Genomic DNA, 17622 nt, shown 5'->3' on the forward strand with positions numbered 1-17622 from the left:
CATTAAAAATTAAAACCAATGAAAAGTACCCTAATAGCAGCAACGAAACGCATAAACAAGAAGTTAAAAAGGATAAAAAGCACAAAAAACTAGCAGTCGCTTTTCACTTATTTTATAATAAAAAATAACTCAATTTCATTTATCAAATTATAGGGTCAGTAACATGAGACTAATTCCTCTACAGAGCGCCGAGCAAGTAGGACAGTGGGCTGCCGATCATATCGTTAAACGTATTAATGCATTTCAACCAACGGCAGAGCGCCCTTTCGTACTCGGACTTCCCACGGGAGGAACGCCTGTTACCACCTACAAAGCATTGATAGAACGTTACCAACAAGGCAAAGTTAGTTTCGCTCATGTAGTGACATTTAATATGGATGAATACGTAGGATTAGCGGAATCACATCCAGAATCCTACCACTCTTTCATGCATCAGAATTTCTTCGATCATGTTGATATTCAACCGCAAAATATTAACTTACTGAATGGTAACACCGACGATCACGATGCAGAATGTGCTCGCTACGAAGCAAAGATAAAATCGTACGGTAAAATCCATTTATTTATGGGAGGTGTAGGGACAGATGGCCATATCGCATTCAATGAACCCGCTTCTTCACTTTCATCTCGCACTCGGATAAAAACACTGACAGAAGACACTCGAATTGCGAACTCTCGCTTTTTTGATGGTGACGTGGCCCAAGTGCCTAAATATGCGTTAACGATTGGTGTCGGAACGCTACTCGATGCGGAAGAAATTTTAACGCTGGTTATTGGTCATAATAAGGCGCTAGCACTGCAAGCGGCTGTAGAAGGTTCAGTTAACCATATGTGGACAGTTTCAGCCTTACAACTGCATCCTAAAGCTGTGATTATATGTGATGAACCAGCAACTCAAGAATTGAAAGTAAAAACCGTCAAGTATTTCTCAGAGCTAGAAGCAAACAACATTAAAGGCTATTAAGTGTCATTTAGTACCTTAATCATTGCATGATTGGGTATAAAAGCCTGCTTTCAATTGAGAGCAGGCTTTAACATTACTTGGCGCTATCGGCTTGCTGCTTATTTTTTACCACTTCATTTACGGCAGCCTGCTTTTCTGACGACACTTTAGCTTCTTTGAGATCAACCACTTGCTGTTCTGGCGTTGGGTGTGTCACACCGTTAAAGCGCCCACCGTGCTCAATACTCAAATCATCACTATAAATCGTGCCATTGACGTGGCCTTTACTCAAAATTTCGATTTTATCTGCATAACAAGTGCCATCGAATTGACCGTTGACTACGATATGTTCAGCGTATACTTCACCACTGACTTTACCACTCTCGCTGATTACCAAAGTTTTATCGATATGAAGCTGGCCATCTATTGAACCATCTACTTGGATATTGTTCTCTACTTTAAAGTGCCCTGTAATTGAACAACCTTCTGCGATGAGAGTTGTAATTGAGCGCTTACCCTTTGCTCTACCATGCTGACTAAAGATTCCCATCGGACACCTCGTATCTTAGTAAAAATTGTATCAAAGTCGTTTAATCCCCAATCAACAAAAGGTTTGGGGTCTAGAGATCGCCCAACAAAACGAATCTCATAATGTAGGTGTGGACCAGAAGTAAGCCCGGTATTGCCTGAGTAGCCAATGAGGTCACCTTTGTGGACAAAGTCACCCATTTTAGTACTGAATTTACTCATGTGAGAGTAGGAACTGGTAAAACCAAATGAGTGTTGAATACGAAGGTAATTACCTGAGCCTTGGTTACTTGGCCGAGTCACTTCTACCACTCCATCTGCTGGAGCATAAATTGGCGTACCAATATTGACCGCAAAATCCTGACCTCGGTGAAATTTCACCACACCTGTAACAGGATGAACTCGCTTACCATACCCTGATGAAATACGACCTTCTTTTACTGGTGCTCCACTTGGAATCTGCGATAGCATCACTTTACGCACAGAAGACGTGATTGCAGCTACATCCAATCGGGTTTCTAATGCCTCATCAGAATCATCAACCCCTAGCACTTTTTCTAAATCCCCCAAGCGATCAGAAACAGTTTGCATTCTTTCTTCACGTTCAAGCAGATCACTTTGTAAGTTATCTTTCAGCTCTTTTAGTGACAGCACTTCTTCATTTAGTGACATCGATTGGTGTTCAAGTTGCTTTTGCTTTAGTTTCGCAAAATCGACTTCATGAACTAAATAATAGATAACACCAGCCGTGACCAAAATCCCCGTAAGAATCAAATAACCAAATCCACGAAGCACATGACGAACCCATTTCCCGACATGAAAATGTCGAGTACCGCTAACGGATGAAACTGAAATAATAACGTTTTCTTTCATGCACGATATGATATTCAAATAATCTATGTCAGGATTTTATCAGGGTTGTGTCAACTTCCAAACTTTTTAATGTGACACTAATAACTAAGTTGACATGTTTATTAATAGATTGAGACAAAAGGACTTTCACAAATAATTTGAGGCAAGCAAATACCTGAGATTCGGCTAATATACAGATAATTAAAAGAAATAATTAGTTACAAATTTAAATACAGAACATCATATTTATTGTGTTTTTTTATCAGGGTTATTTTGGCAATACCTATTAGGAATTATATTTATACCCAAGTAACCTCAAGATGCTGTTTCAGCGAGAATGGTTTCGCTCTTAGGCAAGGCACTGATTTGAAGACATAGTCATTCTACGTAGAAAATCAGTAACACAGCCTAGGAGCGAATACAACTCGCCCTTTGGGAGCTCATCAACAAACCAATTTCTGCGCTCAATCACGTTGAAAGGGAATAACCATTCCTGCCGTGATTGAGCTTGACCTAGGCTCGTTGATGAAGCTCTGAACCCTGCATCTTGAGGTCATTTGGGTATAGCTATGAACATCACTCTGTTGAACTGCAAGCGACGGGTTTTTATATCTTCATCTTATCCACTGAAGGAGTCCTTACCTCAGGCTTTAGAATATTCATTCTAAAATTGGCAGGTGACTCGATATATGATTCGTTTAACTGCAGAATAAAACAAAGTAACGATGAGAGCGAAGTGCATAACTGTTTTTGTTCAGGCATCTACATTTATCGTGCATGCTGATAAATCACGAGACGAAATGAAGCGTTTAATGCAAAAAACAGAAAAATAATAAATAGAGAACCAGACATTAAAAATAACCATTCATTTGAATCAACTACAGTCTGATAGATAAACATAACAAGACATAAGCCACTCATGAATAATAGCAGAAGTGCTCGTTCTAACTCTTTAACGTACTTTCTCTTCATTTTAAAACAGACAAACATTAATGATAATTATTATCATTAATGTACTCCATATTTTCATGATCTGTCCAGTCCTTATCATTTGAAAGTACTTTATATTTATGACGTACACATTCATTAAGCGCAAAGAACACCCCATTACATGAGTTCTCGGCATGCATCATACTTTACTAAATCCTTTCATTATACGTTGAGTTTTTCCTTTCCCGATTATGCAACACGACGTAATATATATACCATTGGTATAACAAATTAGTACTCTAGATTATGGAATCGAATTACAAGCTATATCAGCAAATAGCCAATCGCTTTAAAGAACAAATGGGTAACGGCCGTTACAAAGTGGGAGATATGCTACCAGCAGAAAGAATTTTGGCTGAACAGCTTGAAGTCAGTCGTACTGTCATCCGTGAAGCTATGATCATGCTTGAAGTCGAAGGATTTATCGAAGTACGTAAGGGTTCTGGTATCCGTGTTGTGAGTATTGAAGGAAATAGAACCACAATTTCTGAATCAACCTCATCCCAATTTGCTAATAGTAATTATGGCCCGTTCGAGCTACTTCAGGCTCGACAATTGTTTGAGAGCAATATTGCTGAATTTGCAGCAATGCAAGCCACCAAACAAGATTTAGTGGCACTAATGAAAATTCAAGAACAAGCAAAAAATGATGAGTACAGTCGTGACTCTCATTGGGATAGTGAGTTTCATATTCAGCTTGCACGGTGTACACAAAATTCAGCTATCGTTGATGTCGCTGAAACGCTTTGTCGACACCGAGAAGATAACCCTTATTGGAAAAAACTTCATGAGCATATTCATGATGACCAAATACGTAATTGGTATCACGAACATGAGCATATTGTTAAAGCACTTATTCAACGCGACGGTAAAGCTGCAAAACAAGCGGTTTGGCAACATATCGAAAATACAAAACAAATGCTATTTGACGCTTCAAGCGATGATTATGATCGCTTTCTTTTTGCCGAAAATCCGTTAACTGACTTTTCTCAATAAAGATGTCCGAACAGCTTAATCAAACATTAAAAAGCAGAGCCAGTCTAAAAGCTCTGCTAATACATATCCCAAAATGATGTTTATAAGGTCACACCGCTTTTAAACACTGCGATTTCGCGAAAATCGTTGTATTCATTACATGTCTGTTGACCGTTAACCACTAAAGCAATGTTATCAATCAACGCTTCCAACATATCCTCCATAGTGCTGCCTTCGACAAGCTGACCAGCATTAAAATCAATCCAATGAGGTTTTCTTTGAGCAAGGCTAGTATTCGTCGCCACTTTAAACGTAGGCACAGGTCCTCCATAAGGTGTCCCCCGCCCAGTGGTGAATAACACGATATGGCATCCCGCCATTGCAAGTGCTGATGTCGCCACTGCATCATTTCCTGGGGCACTTAATAATGAGAGCCCAGTTAGAGTTAAACGCTCGCCATACTGAAGCACGTTACACACAGGGCTATGACCCGATTTTTGGGTACAACCAAGTGATTTTTCTTCGAGTGTCGAAATTCCCCCCGCTTTGTTACCTGGCGATGGATTTTCGTAAATAGGCTGGTGATGATCGATAAAATACTGTTTGAAGTTATTAATCATTTGCACCGTTTGCTCAAAGATCTTTTGATTTTCACAACGAGCCATCAATAAGTGCTCAGCGCCAAACATCTCTGGCACTTCTGTCAGCACTGATGTGCCACCATGAGAAATCACATAATCAGAGAAACGACCGAGCAGCGGATTGGCCGTAATCCCCGAAAAACCATCAGAACCACCGCACTCAAGACCAAATCGTACCTCACTGAGCATCCCATCTGAACGTTGGTCTTGTTGCATCACTTCTGCCAGTTCACGTAACTGTTGAACGCCAAATGCCACTTCATCATCATGATGTTGACACGTCATAAACCGAACACGTTGCGGGTCAAAGTCACCTAACGTCTCTTTAAACGTTGTAATTTGATTATTCTCACAGCCCAACCCAACCACAAGAACCCCACCTGCATTGGGGTGCTTCACTAAATTTTGTAATAACGTCCTCGTATTTAAGTGATCTTGTCCAAGTTGAGAGCAGCCAAACTGATGGGTAAAAACATGCACTCCATCGATAGAGCCGTTTGGTAACTCACGTTCTATTTGGCGTTTCATTTGCTGAGCAAGAGCATTAACACACCCAACCGTTGGGATAATCCACAACTCATTGCGTATTCCTACGTCTCCATTACCTCTTCGGTACAACTGAACATGGCGATCCATCACCTGCACATGTTCAGAAAAAAATGCAGGGGCATACTGATAGTCACTCACTGAACTCAAATTGGTTTTTATATTGGTATGATCAACATGTTGACCCTGCTCTATCGCCTGTATTGCATGGCCTATAGGCGCACCATACTTAATAATCTCATCGCCTATAGCAAGAGCATGGAGTGCGATTTTATGTGCTTGAGGAATATCTTGTTCAATAACAAGATGTGTATCGGCAAAGGTCAGTTCTTCACCTTGATGTAGCGGCGCTAGCGTAACCAGAACGTTATCATTGGGATGAATTTGTAGTAAGCGATTCACTATGTTCTCCTTGCTTCAGGAAGACACGTTATACCGATCAGGGCAACCCCTTTCTCGTTTGCCAAGTTCGGTATAAGTGATTGAAAATTTAGGTGATAGTGAAAGCTAAACACCAAAGTAATCTTTAGCATTGTTGTAGCAGATACCCCGCACCATTTGGCTTAACAGAGCAAAATCATAGGGAGCTTCCCCGTGCTCAACCCAAGAGGCAATCATCTGACATAAAATTCGACGAAAATATTCGTGACGCGTGTAAGACATAAAACTGCGACTGTCAGTCAACATACCAACAAATCGACTCAGCAGACCTAATTGTGCTAATTGGGTCATTTGGCGCACCATTCCATCTTTTTGATCGTTAAACCACCAGCCAGCGCCAAATTGAATTTTTCCAGGGATACTTCCCCCTTGGAAGTTGCCGCACATAGTGCCAAGCACTTCGTTATCTCTTGGGTTTAGGCAATACAAAATGGTCTTAGGTAACTCATCTTCCTTATCCAAAGCATCCAGTAATTTTGCGAGTGGTGCAGCCACTAAATCATCATTGATCGAATCAAAACCCGTATCTGGCCCCAAGATATTAAACATACGCGTGTTGGCATTGCGTAACGCGCCAATATGGTACTGCTGTACCCAATTTCGTTTAGCGTACTCTTTGCCTAAATACACCAAAATAGCTGTCTTGAACTGAGCAGCCTGATAAGGTGAAACTTCTTTCCCTGCAAGGCGCTGAGTCAAAATAGCGTCCAATTCTTGTTCTGATGCTTCTTCATAGACGACCGTATCTAACGCGTGATCCGCAACGCAGCAACCGTGGGCTTGGAAATGGTCAAGGCGTTTCCCTAAGGCAGTACAAACATCAATAAAAGAATGAATAGAGACATCAGCCGCAGCTTCGAGTTTATGGATATAATCATTGAATCCCGCTAAATGAATATTAAATGCCTTATCAGGTCTCCAACTCGGCAGCATACGAATAGAAAAACTCGGGTCTTCCGCCACCTGCTTATGCGCATCAAGACTATCAATAGGATCATCGGTTGTTCCTACCATCTCAACATTCATTTTTTCCATAATCCGCCGTGCTCTGAAATCATCAGTCGCCAACATTTCATTACACTGCTGCCAAATATGCTCAGCGCTGTCTGTATTTACAATCACGTGATCTAAGCCAAATGGGCGTCTTAACTCTAGGTGACTCCAATGATAGATAGGATTACCAATGGTAAAAGGAACCGTCGCAGCAAACGCTAGGAATTTTTCTTTATCGCTCGCATCCCCAGTACAAAAACGTTCATCAACACCATTACTGCGCATAGCGCGCCATTTATAGTGATCGCCACGTAACCAGATATCGGTCAGATTAGTGAATTGATAATTGTCAGCGACTTGGTATGGCGGCAGATGGCAATGATAATCAATGATTGGTAAATCTGCCGCAACATCATGATACAGGCGACGAGCAAGTTCAGAATGGAGCATGAAATCTTCAGATAGAAAAGTAGTCATGATTTATAAACCTAATTTGTTATACCAATTATATATACGTGTCATACTTATAACTTAAATCTAAAGAGATGAAATTCTGAGATCCAACCGTCAAATTGAGAGACAGAGTTTATATAGCGTCATTTCTCGCCACTTTTATTGTCATTTTGCTATAAAGTTCAAAATTTGAAACACCATTTCATTAAATGGTCTATTTTTTGATCGTTTCCTCATTTCCAGTGTCATACCAAATATAATCTAACAGACCATAAAGTATACCAGTTAGAGATACTGAGTTTATTGTTCCAATTGCAGTCGAGCTTGATTTCGGCAGTGCCAAGAAACAAGCAGTCAGGGCAGAAAGAACAACAACCCATTTTCATTACACAAGAGATGAAAGGTATGTTTATCCAAGCAATGAATCATTTGATAACTCGAATCCTACAATTCGTATTAACTGCTTTTATGGTCATTATGATTACAGCAGTTGTCTGGCAAGTATTTACCCGCTTTGTATTACAAGATCCGTCCAGTTTTACTGACGAGTTATCTCGTTATTTACTTATTTGGATTGGTATTTTAGGAGGGGCTTATACTTATGTGATTAAGCGTCACTTAGCGCTCGAATTACTCGCTTCTCGGCTCACAGTACGAGGCCAAAGAGGATTGAGTATTTTTATCAATCTGATCATTTTTGCCTTTTCGGCTATTGCCTTTATTTATGGTGGATATGAGCTCGTTCATAGCACCTTAATTCACGGACAAACCTCCCCTGGTATTGCTATTGGTAGTCACCACCTATTAATTGGTTACGTCTATCTAGTTGTACCGATTTCTGGCTTGCTTATCTGTTATTTTGGTCTGGCTGATATCGCTAGCGCTTGGTTTGAACTCTCCCATAAATCCGGTCACGTATCAGTAGAAGGACAATTATAATGACCTTACTTGATCTGCTTTTTTCTCAGCATTTTTTGATGAATGCGCCCGATGCTTTTTTCGACTTTTTTCCTGTCATTGTCTTATTCTGCGTATTAGGTGTGTTACTGCTTGTTGGTGTACCGATTGCATTTTCAATCGGTATTGCCGCAATGCTCACTGTCTTTATCGATTTTCCTTTCGATAAAGCCATGATTTTAGTATCCCAAAAGCTGGCTAATGGCTTGGATAACTTTGGCTTATTAGCGCTGCCGTTCTTTATCGTTGCTGGTAACTTGATGAATCGAGGGGGGTTAGCGACACGTTTAATCAACTTTGCGATGCTGTTCGGTGGACGGCTGCCTGGTTCACTCGCACATGTAAACGTGATTGCCAACATGCTATTTGGTTCTTTATCCGGCTCTGCCACTGCTTCAGCAGCCGCTGTCGGCGGCATCATGAAACCACTGCAGGAAAAGCAGCACTATCCCATTGATTTTTCGACCGCTGTCAACGTAGCTTCATGTCCATCCGGTTTATTGATTCCCCCCTCCAACATCTTGATCTTATTTGCCTTAGTCAGTAGTACTTCAGTGCAATACCTGTTCATTGCCGGTTACATTCCCGGTATTTTAATGGGCCTAGGCGTAATGGTGGGGATCTTTCTACTCGGTAAACGCAACCATATTCCACAACAAAAAATTGTCTTTAAAGAGAAAGCCACCAAAGTCGTTTTAGATGCAATTCCAAGTTTAACCCTGGTCGTGATTATCATGGGCGGTATCTTAGCGGGGATTTTTACTGCCACTGAAGCTTCAGCGATTGCCGTTGTTTACGCACTGGTGTTAGGGATTGCTTACCGCGAACTCAAAATGAAAGACATGTTCCCAGTGCTAATCGAAAGCGTTGTTACCACATCGATTGTTCTACTCATGGTTGCCACTTCTTCAGCGATGTCTTGGGCAATGGCCAACGCGGATATTCCGAACTTTATCGCCGATTTCGTGATGCAAACATCGACTAATCCGATCGTTGTCGTGTTGCTAATGAATGTGATTTTGCTGGTCATTGGCACCTTTATGGACATGACGCCTGCGGTACTTATTTTTACCCCCATATTTCTGCCCATCGCGACTCAATTAGGTATCGACCCGATTCACTTCGGCATCATCTTAGTGTTTAACCTTTGTATTGGTATCTGTACTCCACCAGTAGGCACAGCACTTTTTGTCGGCTGCAGTGTATCAGACACCAAATTAGGTCAAGTCGTCCCTAAGTTAGTTCCACTGTTTGCCATTATGGTGATTACGCTAGGCATCATCACTTTATTCCCATCTTTATCGCTTTGGTTACCAACCTTAGCCGGATATCAACATTAACGATAACAATAGGACCCTGCCATGAAACGTCTGAATTCTGTTGTGCTAACCTGCGCTATCTCAGCGTTAGCCGCTCTAAACATCAATGCCGTGCAAGCTCGAACCCTAAAATTGGCCCACGAATTGCCGACAGAACACCCTGTGCATGCCTCATTAACCTGGTTTGCTGACCAAGTTAAAGCACGCGCTCATATTCGCGTAAAAGTTTACCCTAACGGCACGCTAGGTAATGAAACGGGCTTATTACAGATGGTGCAAAACGGCACAATCGCTTTTACTAAAGTCAGCGCAGCACCACTCAACTCTTTTGCATCAGATTATAAGTTGCTCTCACTGCCTTATTTGTATCGTAGCGACGCTCAATACCACAAAGTACTCGAAGGTCCGATTGGTCAAAAAATTCTCGCCTCATCTCGAGATTCTGGATTTATTGGACTGGCATTCTTAGATGCCGGCTCGCGCAGCTTTTATACCTCAAAGCCAATTCGAACTCCTGACGATCTAAAGGGATTAAAAATTCGCGTACAAAACTCTTCCGTTTCGATTGATACCATCAAAGCACTTGGCGCAACGCCGGTTCCTCTACCTTACGGCGAACTCTATTCCGCCATGCAACAAGGCGTTGTCGATGGTGCTGAAAATAATATCCCGTCTTACTACTCTTCTCGCCACTATGAAGTAGAGAAAGTTTATTCCTACGACAAACATACCGAGGTACCTGATGTGTTAGTGGTCTCCACCAGTATTTGGGATTCATTGACTGATGAGCAACGCAAAATCATCCGCGAAGTCGCAAAAGAAACCGTGAAACAGCAAGAAACCAACTGGAATAACTACGTTAGCAAATCGAAAAAAGCGCTAGAAGCGGACAACATTACGTTTGTGCAAAGTGATGTGGCTAAATTCCAAGCCGCCGTAAAACCGGTTTATGACAAGTTCCGCAAAGAAAATCCTGATTTAGTCGGTATGTTAGACGAAATACAAGCCCAATAATGGCAATAAGCACTGGTATTTAATCAATACCAGTGCACTCTTTATCACGCCGCAATAACGGCCGTTCAAACCAAATAGAGTCTTATTATGAATTTATCTCTTTCTACTCTTACCAGTGCGAATCCTCCCTTAACACTCAATCACTCTGCGGCACAAGTCGGGATTGTCCACTTAGGGTTTGGCGCATTCCATCGTGCTCACCAAGCATTAATTACCGACACTTATATGCAGGAATTTGGCGGTAATTGGAAAATTGTAGGGGTGACATGGGGAAGCAGCGATTTACCGCAAAAAATGGCACAGCAAGATAATCTCTACACTGTCGGCGTGGGGTATAACGACACGCTCAATGTGCAGCTTATCAGCGCCATTGAGGAAATTTTAACTAGCACCCAAACCGATCAAGTTTTTGCTTATATGTGCAGCCCTGACGTAAAAATCGTCTCTCTTACTATCACAGAAAAAGGCTATTGCCATCACCCAGCGACAGGTGATCTCGATCTTAATCATCCGTTTATCCAACATGATTTAGCCGATCCAACTCATCCTCAATCAGCGGTGGGTTTTCTCGTTGAGGCTCTTAATATTCGTCGTCAAAAAGGCATTGCACCATTCACCCCACTAACCTGTGATAACTTACCTGAAAATGGTCATGTACTCGAAAAAGTAGTCCTGCAATTTGCTCAAGCTCGGGATCCAGAGCTGCATCAGTGGATTAAAAATCATATTCAATTTCCTTGTACTATGGTCGATCGCATTGTGCCGCGTACCACAGAAAATGATATTAGCCGCGTCGAGCAAGTTTTAGGATTGAGAGATGAAGCCTGTGTCGTCACCGAACCTTTCTTACAGTGGGTAGTGGAAGATAAATTCGTCAATGACCGCCCATTGTGGGAAAACACTTCGATTGCCAATATTGAAGTCACAGATAACGTGCTCCCATTCGAAGAAATGAAATTACGCCTGTTGAATGGCACCCACTCATCCATGGCTTATCTAGGCTACCTTTCTGGCTATCAAACCATTGCCGAAACAATTCGCGATCCTAAATTCAAATATTTCATTCGTCGTATGATGGATGACACCATCACCCCAGCAGTGCATATTCAGGGCGTTGATCTCGATGATTACAAATCACAACTCATTGAACGTTATGAAAATACCGCACTGCAGCACCGCACTTGGCAAATTGCAATGGACGGTTCACAAAAAGTACCACAACGCTTCCTACAAACAATGCGCTATGGTCTAGATCATCACGTTGATCTCTCACCACTGTATTTGGCTCTTGCAGGTTGGATCCGTTATGTCAGTGGGATCGACGAACAACATCAAGCGATTGACGTACAAGATCCTTTACGCGATCAGTTTGCTGCTATTTGGGAACAACATAAAGATCAACCTCAAGCGATCGTCAACGCTTTCGTGCATCTGGACAGTGTTTTCTCCCCTGAATTTGCTCATGACAATACATTTATTGAATCGCTAACCGAAGCATTAGAAACCATTATGACTTTGGGTTCCAAACAAGCTGTATATCAATGGGTTAGTACTCACAAGAACTAAAAACTAGGAAGCATGATCATGAGAATGACATTTCGTTGGTATGGTGAGGGAAACGACAAGATTAGCCTTGCCCAAATCCGACAGATTCCGGGCGTTGATGGTATCGTTTGGTCGCTGCACGATATGCCAGCGGGTGAGCTTTGGAGCGAAGAACGCATCACTAAAGAAATCGCAACCATACGCCAAGCGGGGTTTCATGCTGATGTCGTTGAAAGTGTTAATGTCCATGAAGATATAAAGCTTGGACTTCCAACTCGCGACGTCTACATTGACAATTATAAAGAAACACTCAGAAGGTTAGCTAAAGCGGGTGTGAAAGTGGTTTGCTATAACTTTATGCCCGTATTTGATTGGACTCGAACCGAACTTTACCACCCTCTTGAGGATGGCTCTAACGCTCTGTTTTTTGAACAAAGCCGTATTCAAAATATTGATCCCATGGAGCTAATAAAAACGTTATCACAAAATGTGGATGTGACTATGCCAGGCTGGGAACCTGAGCGATTAGCTAAACTGGAACACACGTTTGTTCAGTACCAAGGTTTCACCAGCGAACAGCTTTGGTCCAATCTACAGTATTTTCTTGAGCAAGTGATCCCGGTTTGTGAGCAGTACGATATTAAACTTGGTATCCACCCTGATGATCCTGCTTTTGCTATTTTTGGCCTGCCACGAATCATTACCAATTTAACTAATATCAAACGATTACTAAGCCTCGTCGATAGCCCCTATAACGGGTTAAGTTTATGTACCGGTTCTCTAGGCTCAATCAATAACGATATTCCCGCTATCATTGACCAATGCTTTAGCCGTATACACTTTATGCATGTGCGTAACGTTAAACGATTTGCTAATGGTGATTTTATCGAGACCTCACATCGAGCCTGTGATGGTTCGGTCGATACGGTTAAGGTAATCAAGACCCTGCATAAACATGGGTATACAGGTTACCTGAGACCGGATCATGGACGTCATTTATGGGGAGAAGAAGAATGGGCCAGACCCGGCTATGGTTTGTATGATCGAGCACTTGGCATCATGTATCTTCTTGGTGTTTGGGATAGTTTAGAGAGTTAACGACAACAAAAAAAGAGAAGTGTAAACTTCTCTTTTTTATCGCTATAGAATCCCAAGCCCCTTTGCGATGGCGGTTGCTCCACTAATAAAACAGAGTGCGAGAGCAAACTTGCGGATAGTTTCTTTAGGCCAATTTTTTGTTAACTTAATCGCCGCCAAATACCCAAGCACTACGGCTGGCATCAGCGGTAAAGAGATCAATAAATGGTGCCACGTCAAAAATCCTGCACATAATTGAACAATAAGGGACATGATAGAGCTGAACACAAAAAAGGCAGCTAGATTCCCACGTAATTTATTCGCTTCTTGATGTTGCAGCAACAATGCCATAGGAGGGCCGCCAATCGCACTACTGGTACCAAAGAAACCAGAAAAGAATCCCGCAATACACATGCGCTTGGGCGTTGGTTCAATGCGAAAAGGCAACAAGCTCACCAATACCGCCATCATAACCAGTAGTCCTAACCAAAGTTCTAGAACCTTAGCAGATACCCACACAAGTAAAACTCCGCCAGCGACAGACCCAGGAGCACGACCAATCAATGCCATCTTAAGCCCACCAATGGAAATATTATGCCTTAACTTCATGGCGTTAAGGAATGAAAGGACTAAAGCACTTAACGTCACAGGAGCGGGAACATAATCAGGAGAAAGAGCAAACAAAAGTGGAGCAGCCACGACAGCTAATCCAAAACCAATCGCAGTCTGAACAAAAGAACCGATAAAAATTAGCACCATCGAAATCACAATGGGGCTAGAAAAATAATCCATTATTTAGCCTTAAACTATAAAGAGAAAAGAGATGAAGTTGATTAGTGAACTTTGGTCTAAAAATGTCACGCACTCATACTGTTGAGGAGTGTATCATAGTCAACGCAAGCATTGAGCCCCGTTGGATCAAACGCTTATTACATAAATTAAAAAAAGTGTGTTGTTTCGTTAAGCCTTTCTCTTTTCATGACCGAAAAGCAATCACTTTCCCCTCTTTACCTCCCCCAATTTCAACAACAAATCTCAAATAAATCAGCAATAACCTGTTCATCATAGGGTGACTTCATAGGCCATTAATACACATAGTATTGAGTTTTAACATAATAATTATAACCCTCTCTTTTCTGTAATAAATTTGTAAATAAGCGACTTGTTATATCCTAATTGCATAATCATGCAGTACGTCGCTTTTCCTATCCCCATTAATCTCATATTTGTATACCAATCGATAATACCTATTTTCACTACGTGCATAATTCGTACTAGAAATATTCGGTTACTTACAATATCCAACCCTCTAATTTCAGACGCATTTTATTTTAAAAATTGGATAAACGCATAAGCGTTACGTTTCTCAAAAGTGAGAAATTAAACATAAGGAGTAATAAGGTATTTTTATTCCATTTTGCTATATGAAGTTTATTAATCTCATTTAATTAAAAATACATAAGTAAACACTAATGATACTTAACATATTATTATCTGCTGATTCTATTTTTTATTTATTTTATAAAAAAAGTTTACCCCTTCTAAAAAATGCAAACATCGACTAGATCTAATAATAAATTTTACCATTACATATCAAACACTTACAAAAACAATTCAATCACTAATGAATATCTATATTCGTGATAAGCAAAAGAAAAATGATTTTGGGCAAAACTTGAAAAAGTACGAAATGCATTTCATAGTTTTGAGAGTGCGCTCATGATTCGAATCAAAACTAGCTTCTAGTATTAAGAACGTAACTAAAGAAATTTAATTTTAAAGTAGATGTGCAAATTTAAATAAATCCAAAACGTTATATTTAAAATTGTCATTTTTGAATGAAAGATATTAGAACGTCATATCTTAAAGATAATATTTTGTTAGGTAGCGAAATCAATCGCCATCTGCTAGCGATAGTCTTTGAGATGACAGCCAATACCGGACACTTTTGAATGGAGTCTTTTATGAAAAAGGTCGCTTTGATCACAGGGGCTACTGGCGGAATCGGTTCTGCCATTTCTTCACAACTGATTAACGATGGTTTTAAAGTCATCGCAACATACATCAAACCTATGTACGACCACTCAGTTGAATGGGTGAAAGAAAAAGGCTTCTCAGACGATCAAATTCGTTTACTAGAACTCGATGTGACTAAAGTCGATGAGTGCCAAGCCACCTTGACTAAACTGCTTGAGGAAGAAGGGAGCGTCGATGTTCTCGTTAACACTGCGGGTATCACCCGAGATGCACAATTTAAAAAAATGACTGCCGATGATTGGCAAGCCGTTATCAACACAAACCTAAACAGCGTGTTTAATGTGACTCACCCTATTTTCCCTTCAATGCTGGAAAAGAAATCAGGTCGAATTGTTAACATCACGTCAGTGAATGGTATCAAAGGCCAATTTGGTCAAACCAACTACTCAGCAGCTAAAGCGGGCATGATTGGTTTTACCAAAGCATTGGCTCTTGAGGGTGCAAAATATGGTGTCACTGTCAACGCAGTTGCACCTGGTTACACAGCAACCCCTATGGTTGCCAAAATGCGTGAAGACGTACTGGATGCAATCAAAGCTGAAATCCCAATGAAACGTCTTGCTACTCCAGAAGATATCGCTAATGCCGTCGCTTATTTAGTCAGCGATGCTGGTGCCTATATCACCGGTGAGACTTTGTCTGTCAACGGTGGTTTGTACATGCACTAGGGGAATATCTGGATGGAAAAAGTATTTATCGTAGCAGCGAAACGTACAGCTCTAGGGTCATTTGGCGGAGCGTTGAAGAATACACCCGCAGGTGAACTTGGTGCAGTCGCGGTTAAAGCGGCACTCGAAGCATCAGGTGTCGCCGCCGACAACGTTGATGAAGTGATTATTGGTAACGTAGTGGGTGCAGGCCAAGGTATGAATGTGGGACGCCAAGCATCCATTTATGCGGGTATTCCAGTTTCTGTTCCTGCTTATAGCGTCAATATGGTGTGTGGCAGTGGGATGAAAACCGTAATGGATGGCATCTCACACATTAAAGCTGGCGATGCCAACGTGGTTATCGCAGGTGGTGTAGAAGTCATGTCTGCTATTCCTTACGCGATTTCTGGAAGCATTCGTAATGGCCACAAAATGGGACATACCCAACTGACAGATCTAATGATTAACGATGGTTTGACTGATGTTTTCAACCAATATCATATGGGCGTCACCGCAGAAAACGTTGCCAAAGAAGTAGGGTTAACTCGTAAAGAGCAAGATGAATTTGCAGCATGGAGTCAAAACAAAGCCGTCGCCGCTATTGAAGCAGGCAAGTTCAAAGATGAAATTGTACCTGTTGAAGTCAAAGTTCGCCGCGACGCCGTGATATTTGACACAGACGAATACCCTAAACCAAACACCACCGCAGAAACACTCGCAAGACTGCGTCCTGCCTTTGATAAAGAAGGCACGGTTACCGCAGGTAATGCGTCTGGTATCAACGATGGCGCAAGTGCCGTTGTACTTGCTTCTGAGCAAGCCGTAAAAGAATACCAATTGAAGCCATTGGCTGAAGTTGTCGGCTACGCTCAAGATGGCGTTGATCCTAAAGTCATGGGATTAGGGCCTGTTGGAGCAGTCACAAAAGCGCTTAAAAAAGCACAATTAACAATTAAGGACATCGATCTTTTTGAACTGAATGAAGCGTTTGCAGCACAAGCATTAGGCGTTATCAAACAGCTTTCAAAAATTCATGAAGTCGACCCTAAAACCATTCTCGATAAATCCAACGTGAATGGAGGAGCCATTGCATTAGGTCATCCTCTGGGAGCATCGGGAAACCGAATTCTTGTGAGTTTGATTTACGAGATGCATAAGCGCTCAAATCAATATGGTGTGGCTTCACTGTGTGTCGGAGGCGGTATGGGCACAGCAGTGGTAGTCAAAGCAATTTAAACGTTAACGGATTAAATATTATTCACTATCAGGAGAATATCCATGTACACCGAATTTTTTAAAACATTTACTGATCAAGCAGAAAAAAGTTTCGAACCTTACACCAAATTCAATAAATTGATGGCTAAAAACGTTGAAACTTTGACTGAAATGCAACTGAAAGCTATTCAAACCTATAGCCAAATGGGCCTTGACCAAGTAAAAGCAGCCAGCGAAATTACTGACGTCACTTCATTGACTAAATTCAACAGCGAACAACTTGCCGTTTTCTCAAAATTATCCGAACAACTTGTTGCTGATAGCAATAAAATTCAAGCTATTGCTAAAGAATTCAAAGATGATTTTGACAGCTTGACTACTGAAAATCTGAAAACCGTAACTCCAAACGCTCAGTAAGGATATTTAGTTACAACGCTGCCTCGCTT

At 41.3% G+C, this 17622-nt stretch carries 15 protein-coding genes; 10 read left to right on the forward strand and 5 right to left on the reverse strand.

What is annotated here, in order from left to right:
- The first annotated feature begins 163 nt into the window (after window positions 1-163).
- Window positions 164-964 carry a glucosamine-6-phosphate deaminase gene (nagB, locus tag I1A42_RS23195; protein ID WP_161154452.1) on the forward strand — a complete coding sequence of 267 codons (801 nt, stop codon included), beginning with the start codon at window positions 164-166 and terminating at the stop codon, window positions 962-964.
- 73 nt (window positions 965-1037) lie between these two features.
- Here the strand turns inward: nagB and I1A42_RS23200 are convergent, their stop codons facing one another.
- Together I1A42_RS23200 and I1A42_RS23205 are read right to left on the reverse strand one after the other, a co-directional pair.
- Window positions 1038-1388 carry a bactofilin family protein gene (locus tag I1A42_RS23200; protein ID WP_329604867.1) on the reverse strand — a complete coding sequence of 117 codons (351 nt, stop codon included), beginning with the start codon at window positions 1386-1388 and terminating at the stop codon, window positions 1038-1040.
- A gap of 8 nt (window positions 1389-1396) precedes the next feature.
- Window positions 1397-2344, reverse strand: a complete 948-nt coding sequence (locus I1A42_RS23205) for a M23 family metallopeptidase (protein WP_196125305.1) — start codon at window positions 2342-2344, stop codon at window positions 1397-1399.
- A 1215-nt stretch (window positions 2345-3559) separates the two neighbouring features.
- Between I1A42_RS23205 and I1A42_RS23210 the strand changes: the two genes are divergently transcribed.
- Window positions 3560-4309: a GntR family transcriptional regulator gene (locus I1A42_RS23210; RefSeq protein WP_161154455.1), complete on the forward strand. Its 750-nt coding sequence runs from the start codon at window positions 3560-3562 to the stop codon at window positions 4307-4309.
- Window positions 4310-4389: 80 nt separating this feature from the next.
- Here I1A42_RS23210 and I1A42_RS23215 read toward each other — a convergent pair whose 3' ends face one another.
- Together I1A42_RS23215 and uxaC are read right to left on the reverse strand one after the other, a co-directional pair.
- The gene (locus I1A42_RS23215) at window positions 4390-5877 is read right to left on the reverse strand and encodes a UxaA family hydrolase (RefSeq protein WP_196125307.1); all 1488 of its coding nucleotides are present in this window, start codon (window positions 5875-5877) and stop codon (window positions 4390-4392) included.
- A gap of 105 nt (window positions 5878-5982) precedes the next feature.
- Window positions 5983-7386: a glucuronate isomerase gene (gene uxaC, locus I1A42_RS23220; RefSeq protein ID WP_196125309.1), complete on the reverse strand. Its 1404-nt coding sequence runs from the start codon at window positions 7384-7386 to the stop codon at window positions 5983-5985.
- 312 nt (window positions 7387-7698) lie between these two features.
- Here uxaC and I1A42_RS23225 point away from each other — a divergent pair, with 312 nt between their 5' ends.
- From I1A42_RS23225 to uxuA, 5 genes are all read left to right on the forward strand, one after another.
- The gene (locus I1A42_RS23225) at window positions 7699-8301 is read left to right on the forward strand and encodes a TRAP transporter small permease (RefSeq protein WP_329604860.1); all 603 of its coding nucleotides are present in this window, start codon (window positions 7699-7701) and stop codon (window positions 8299-8301) included.
- 38 nt (window positions 8302-8339) lie between these two features.
- Window positions 8340-9659: a TRAP transporter large permease gene (locus I1A42_RS23230; RefSeq protein WP_408063547.1), complete on the forward strand. Its 1320-nt coding sequence runs from the start codon at window positions 8340-8342 to the stop codon at window positions 9657-9659.
- 21 nt (window positions 9660-9680) lie between these two features.
- The gene (locus I1A42_RS23235) at window positions 9681-10652 is read left to right on the forward strand and encodes a TRAP transporter substrate-binding protein (RefSeq protein ID WP_196125313.1); all 972 of its coding nucleotides are present in this window, start codon (window positions 9681-9683) and stop codon (window positions 10650-10652) included.
- Between the two features lie 87 nt (window positions 10653-10739).
- On the forward strand, window positions 10740-12218 hold the full coding sequence (locus I1A42_RS23240; protein ID WP_196125315.1) for a mannitol dehydrogenase family protein: 1479 nt from the start codon (window positions 10740-10742) through the stop codon (window positions 12216-12218).
- An 18-nt stretch (window positions 12219-12236) separates the two neighbouring features.
- Window positions 12237-13295, forward strand: a complete 1059-nt coding sequence (gene uxuA / locus I1A42_RS23245) for a mannonate dehydratase (protein WP_196125316.1) — start codon at window positions 12237-12239, stop codon at window positions 13293-13295.
- Between the two features lie 42 nt (window positions 13296-13337).
- Here uxuA and I1A42_RS23250 read toward each other — a convergent pair whose 3' ends face one another.
- Entirely contained in the window at window positions 13338-14066 is a 729-nt protein-coding gene (locus I1A42_RS23250) for a sulfite exporter TauE/SafE family protein (protein WP_196125318.1), read from the reverse strand.
- Between the two features lie 1172 nt (window positions 14067-15238).
- Between I1A42_RS23250 and I1A42_RS23255 the strand changes: the two genes are divergently transcribed.
- From I1A42_RS23255 to I1A42_RS23265, 3 genes are read left to right on the forward strand one after another with little or no spacing between them, the layout of a single operon-like run.
- Window positions 15239-15979, forward strand: coding sequence for an SDR family oxidoreductase (locus I1A42_RS23255; RefSeq protein ID WP_161154463.1), 741 nt, complete (start codon window positions 15239-15241; stop codon window positions 15977-15979).
- A gap of 12 nt (window positions 15980-15991) precedes the next feature.
- On the forward strand, window positions 15992-17197 hold the full coding sequence (locus I1A42_RS23260; protein WP_196125320.1) for an acetyl-CoA C-acetyltransferase: 1206 nt from the start codon (window positions 15992-15994) through the stop codon (window positions 17195-17197).
- Window positions 17198-17239: 42 nt separating this feature from the next.
- The gene (locus tag I1A42_RS23265; protein ID WP_161154465.1) at window positions 17240-17593 is read left to right on the forward strand and encodes a phasin family protein; all 354 of its coding nucleotides are present in this window, start codon (window positions 17240-17242) and stop codon (window positions 17591-17593) included.
- The last annotated feature ends 29 nt before the right edge of the window (window positions 17594-17622 follow it).

This window comes from Vibrio nitrifigilis (genome assembly GCF_015686695.1).
Lineage (GTDB): Bacteria > Pseudomonadota > Gammaproteobacteria > Enterobacterales > Vibrionaceae > Vibrio > Vibrio nitrifigilis.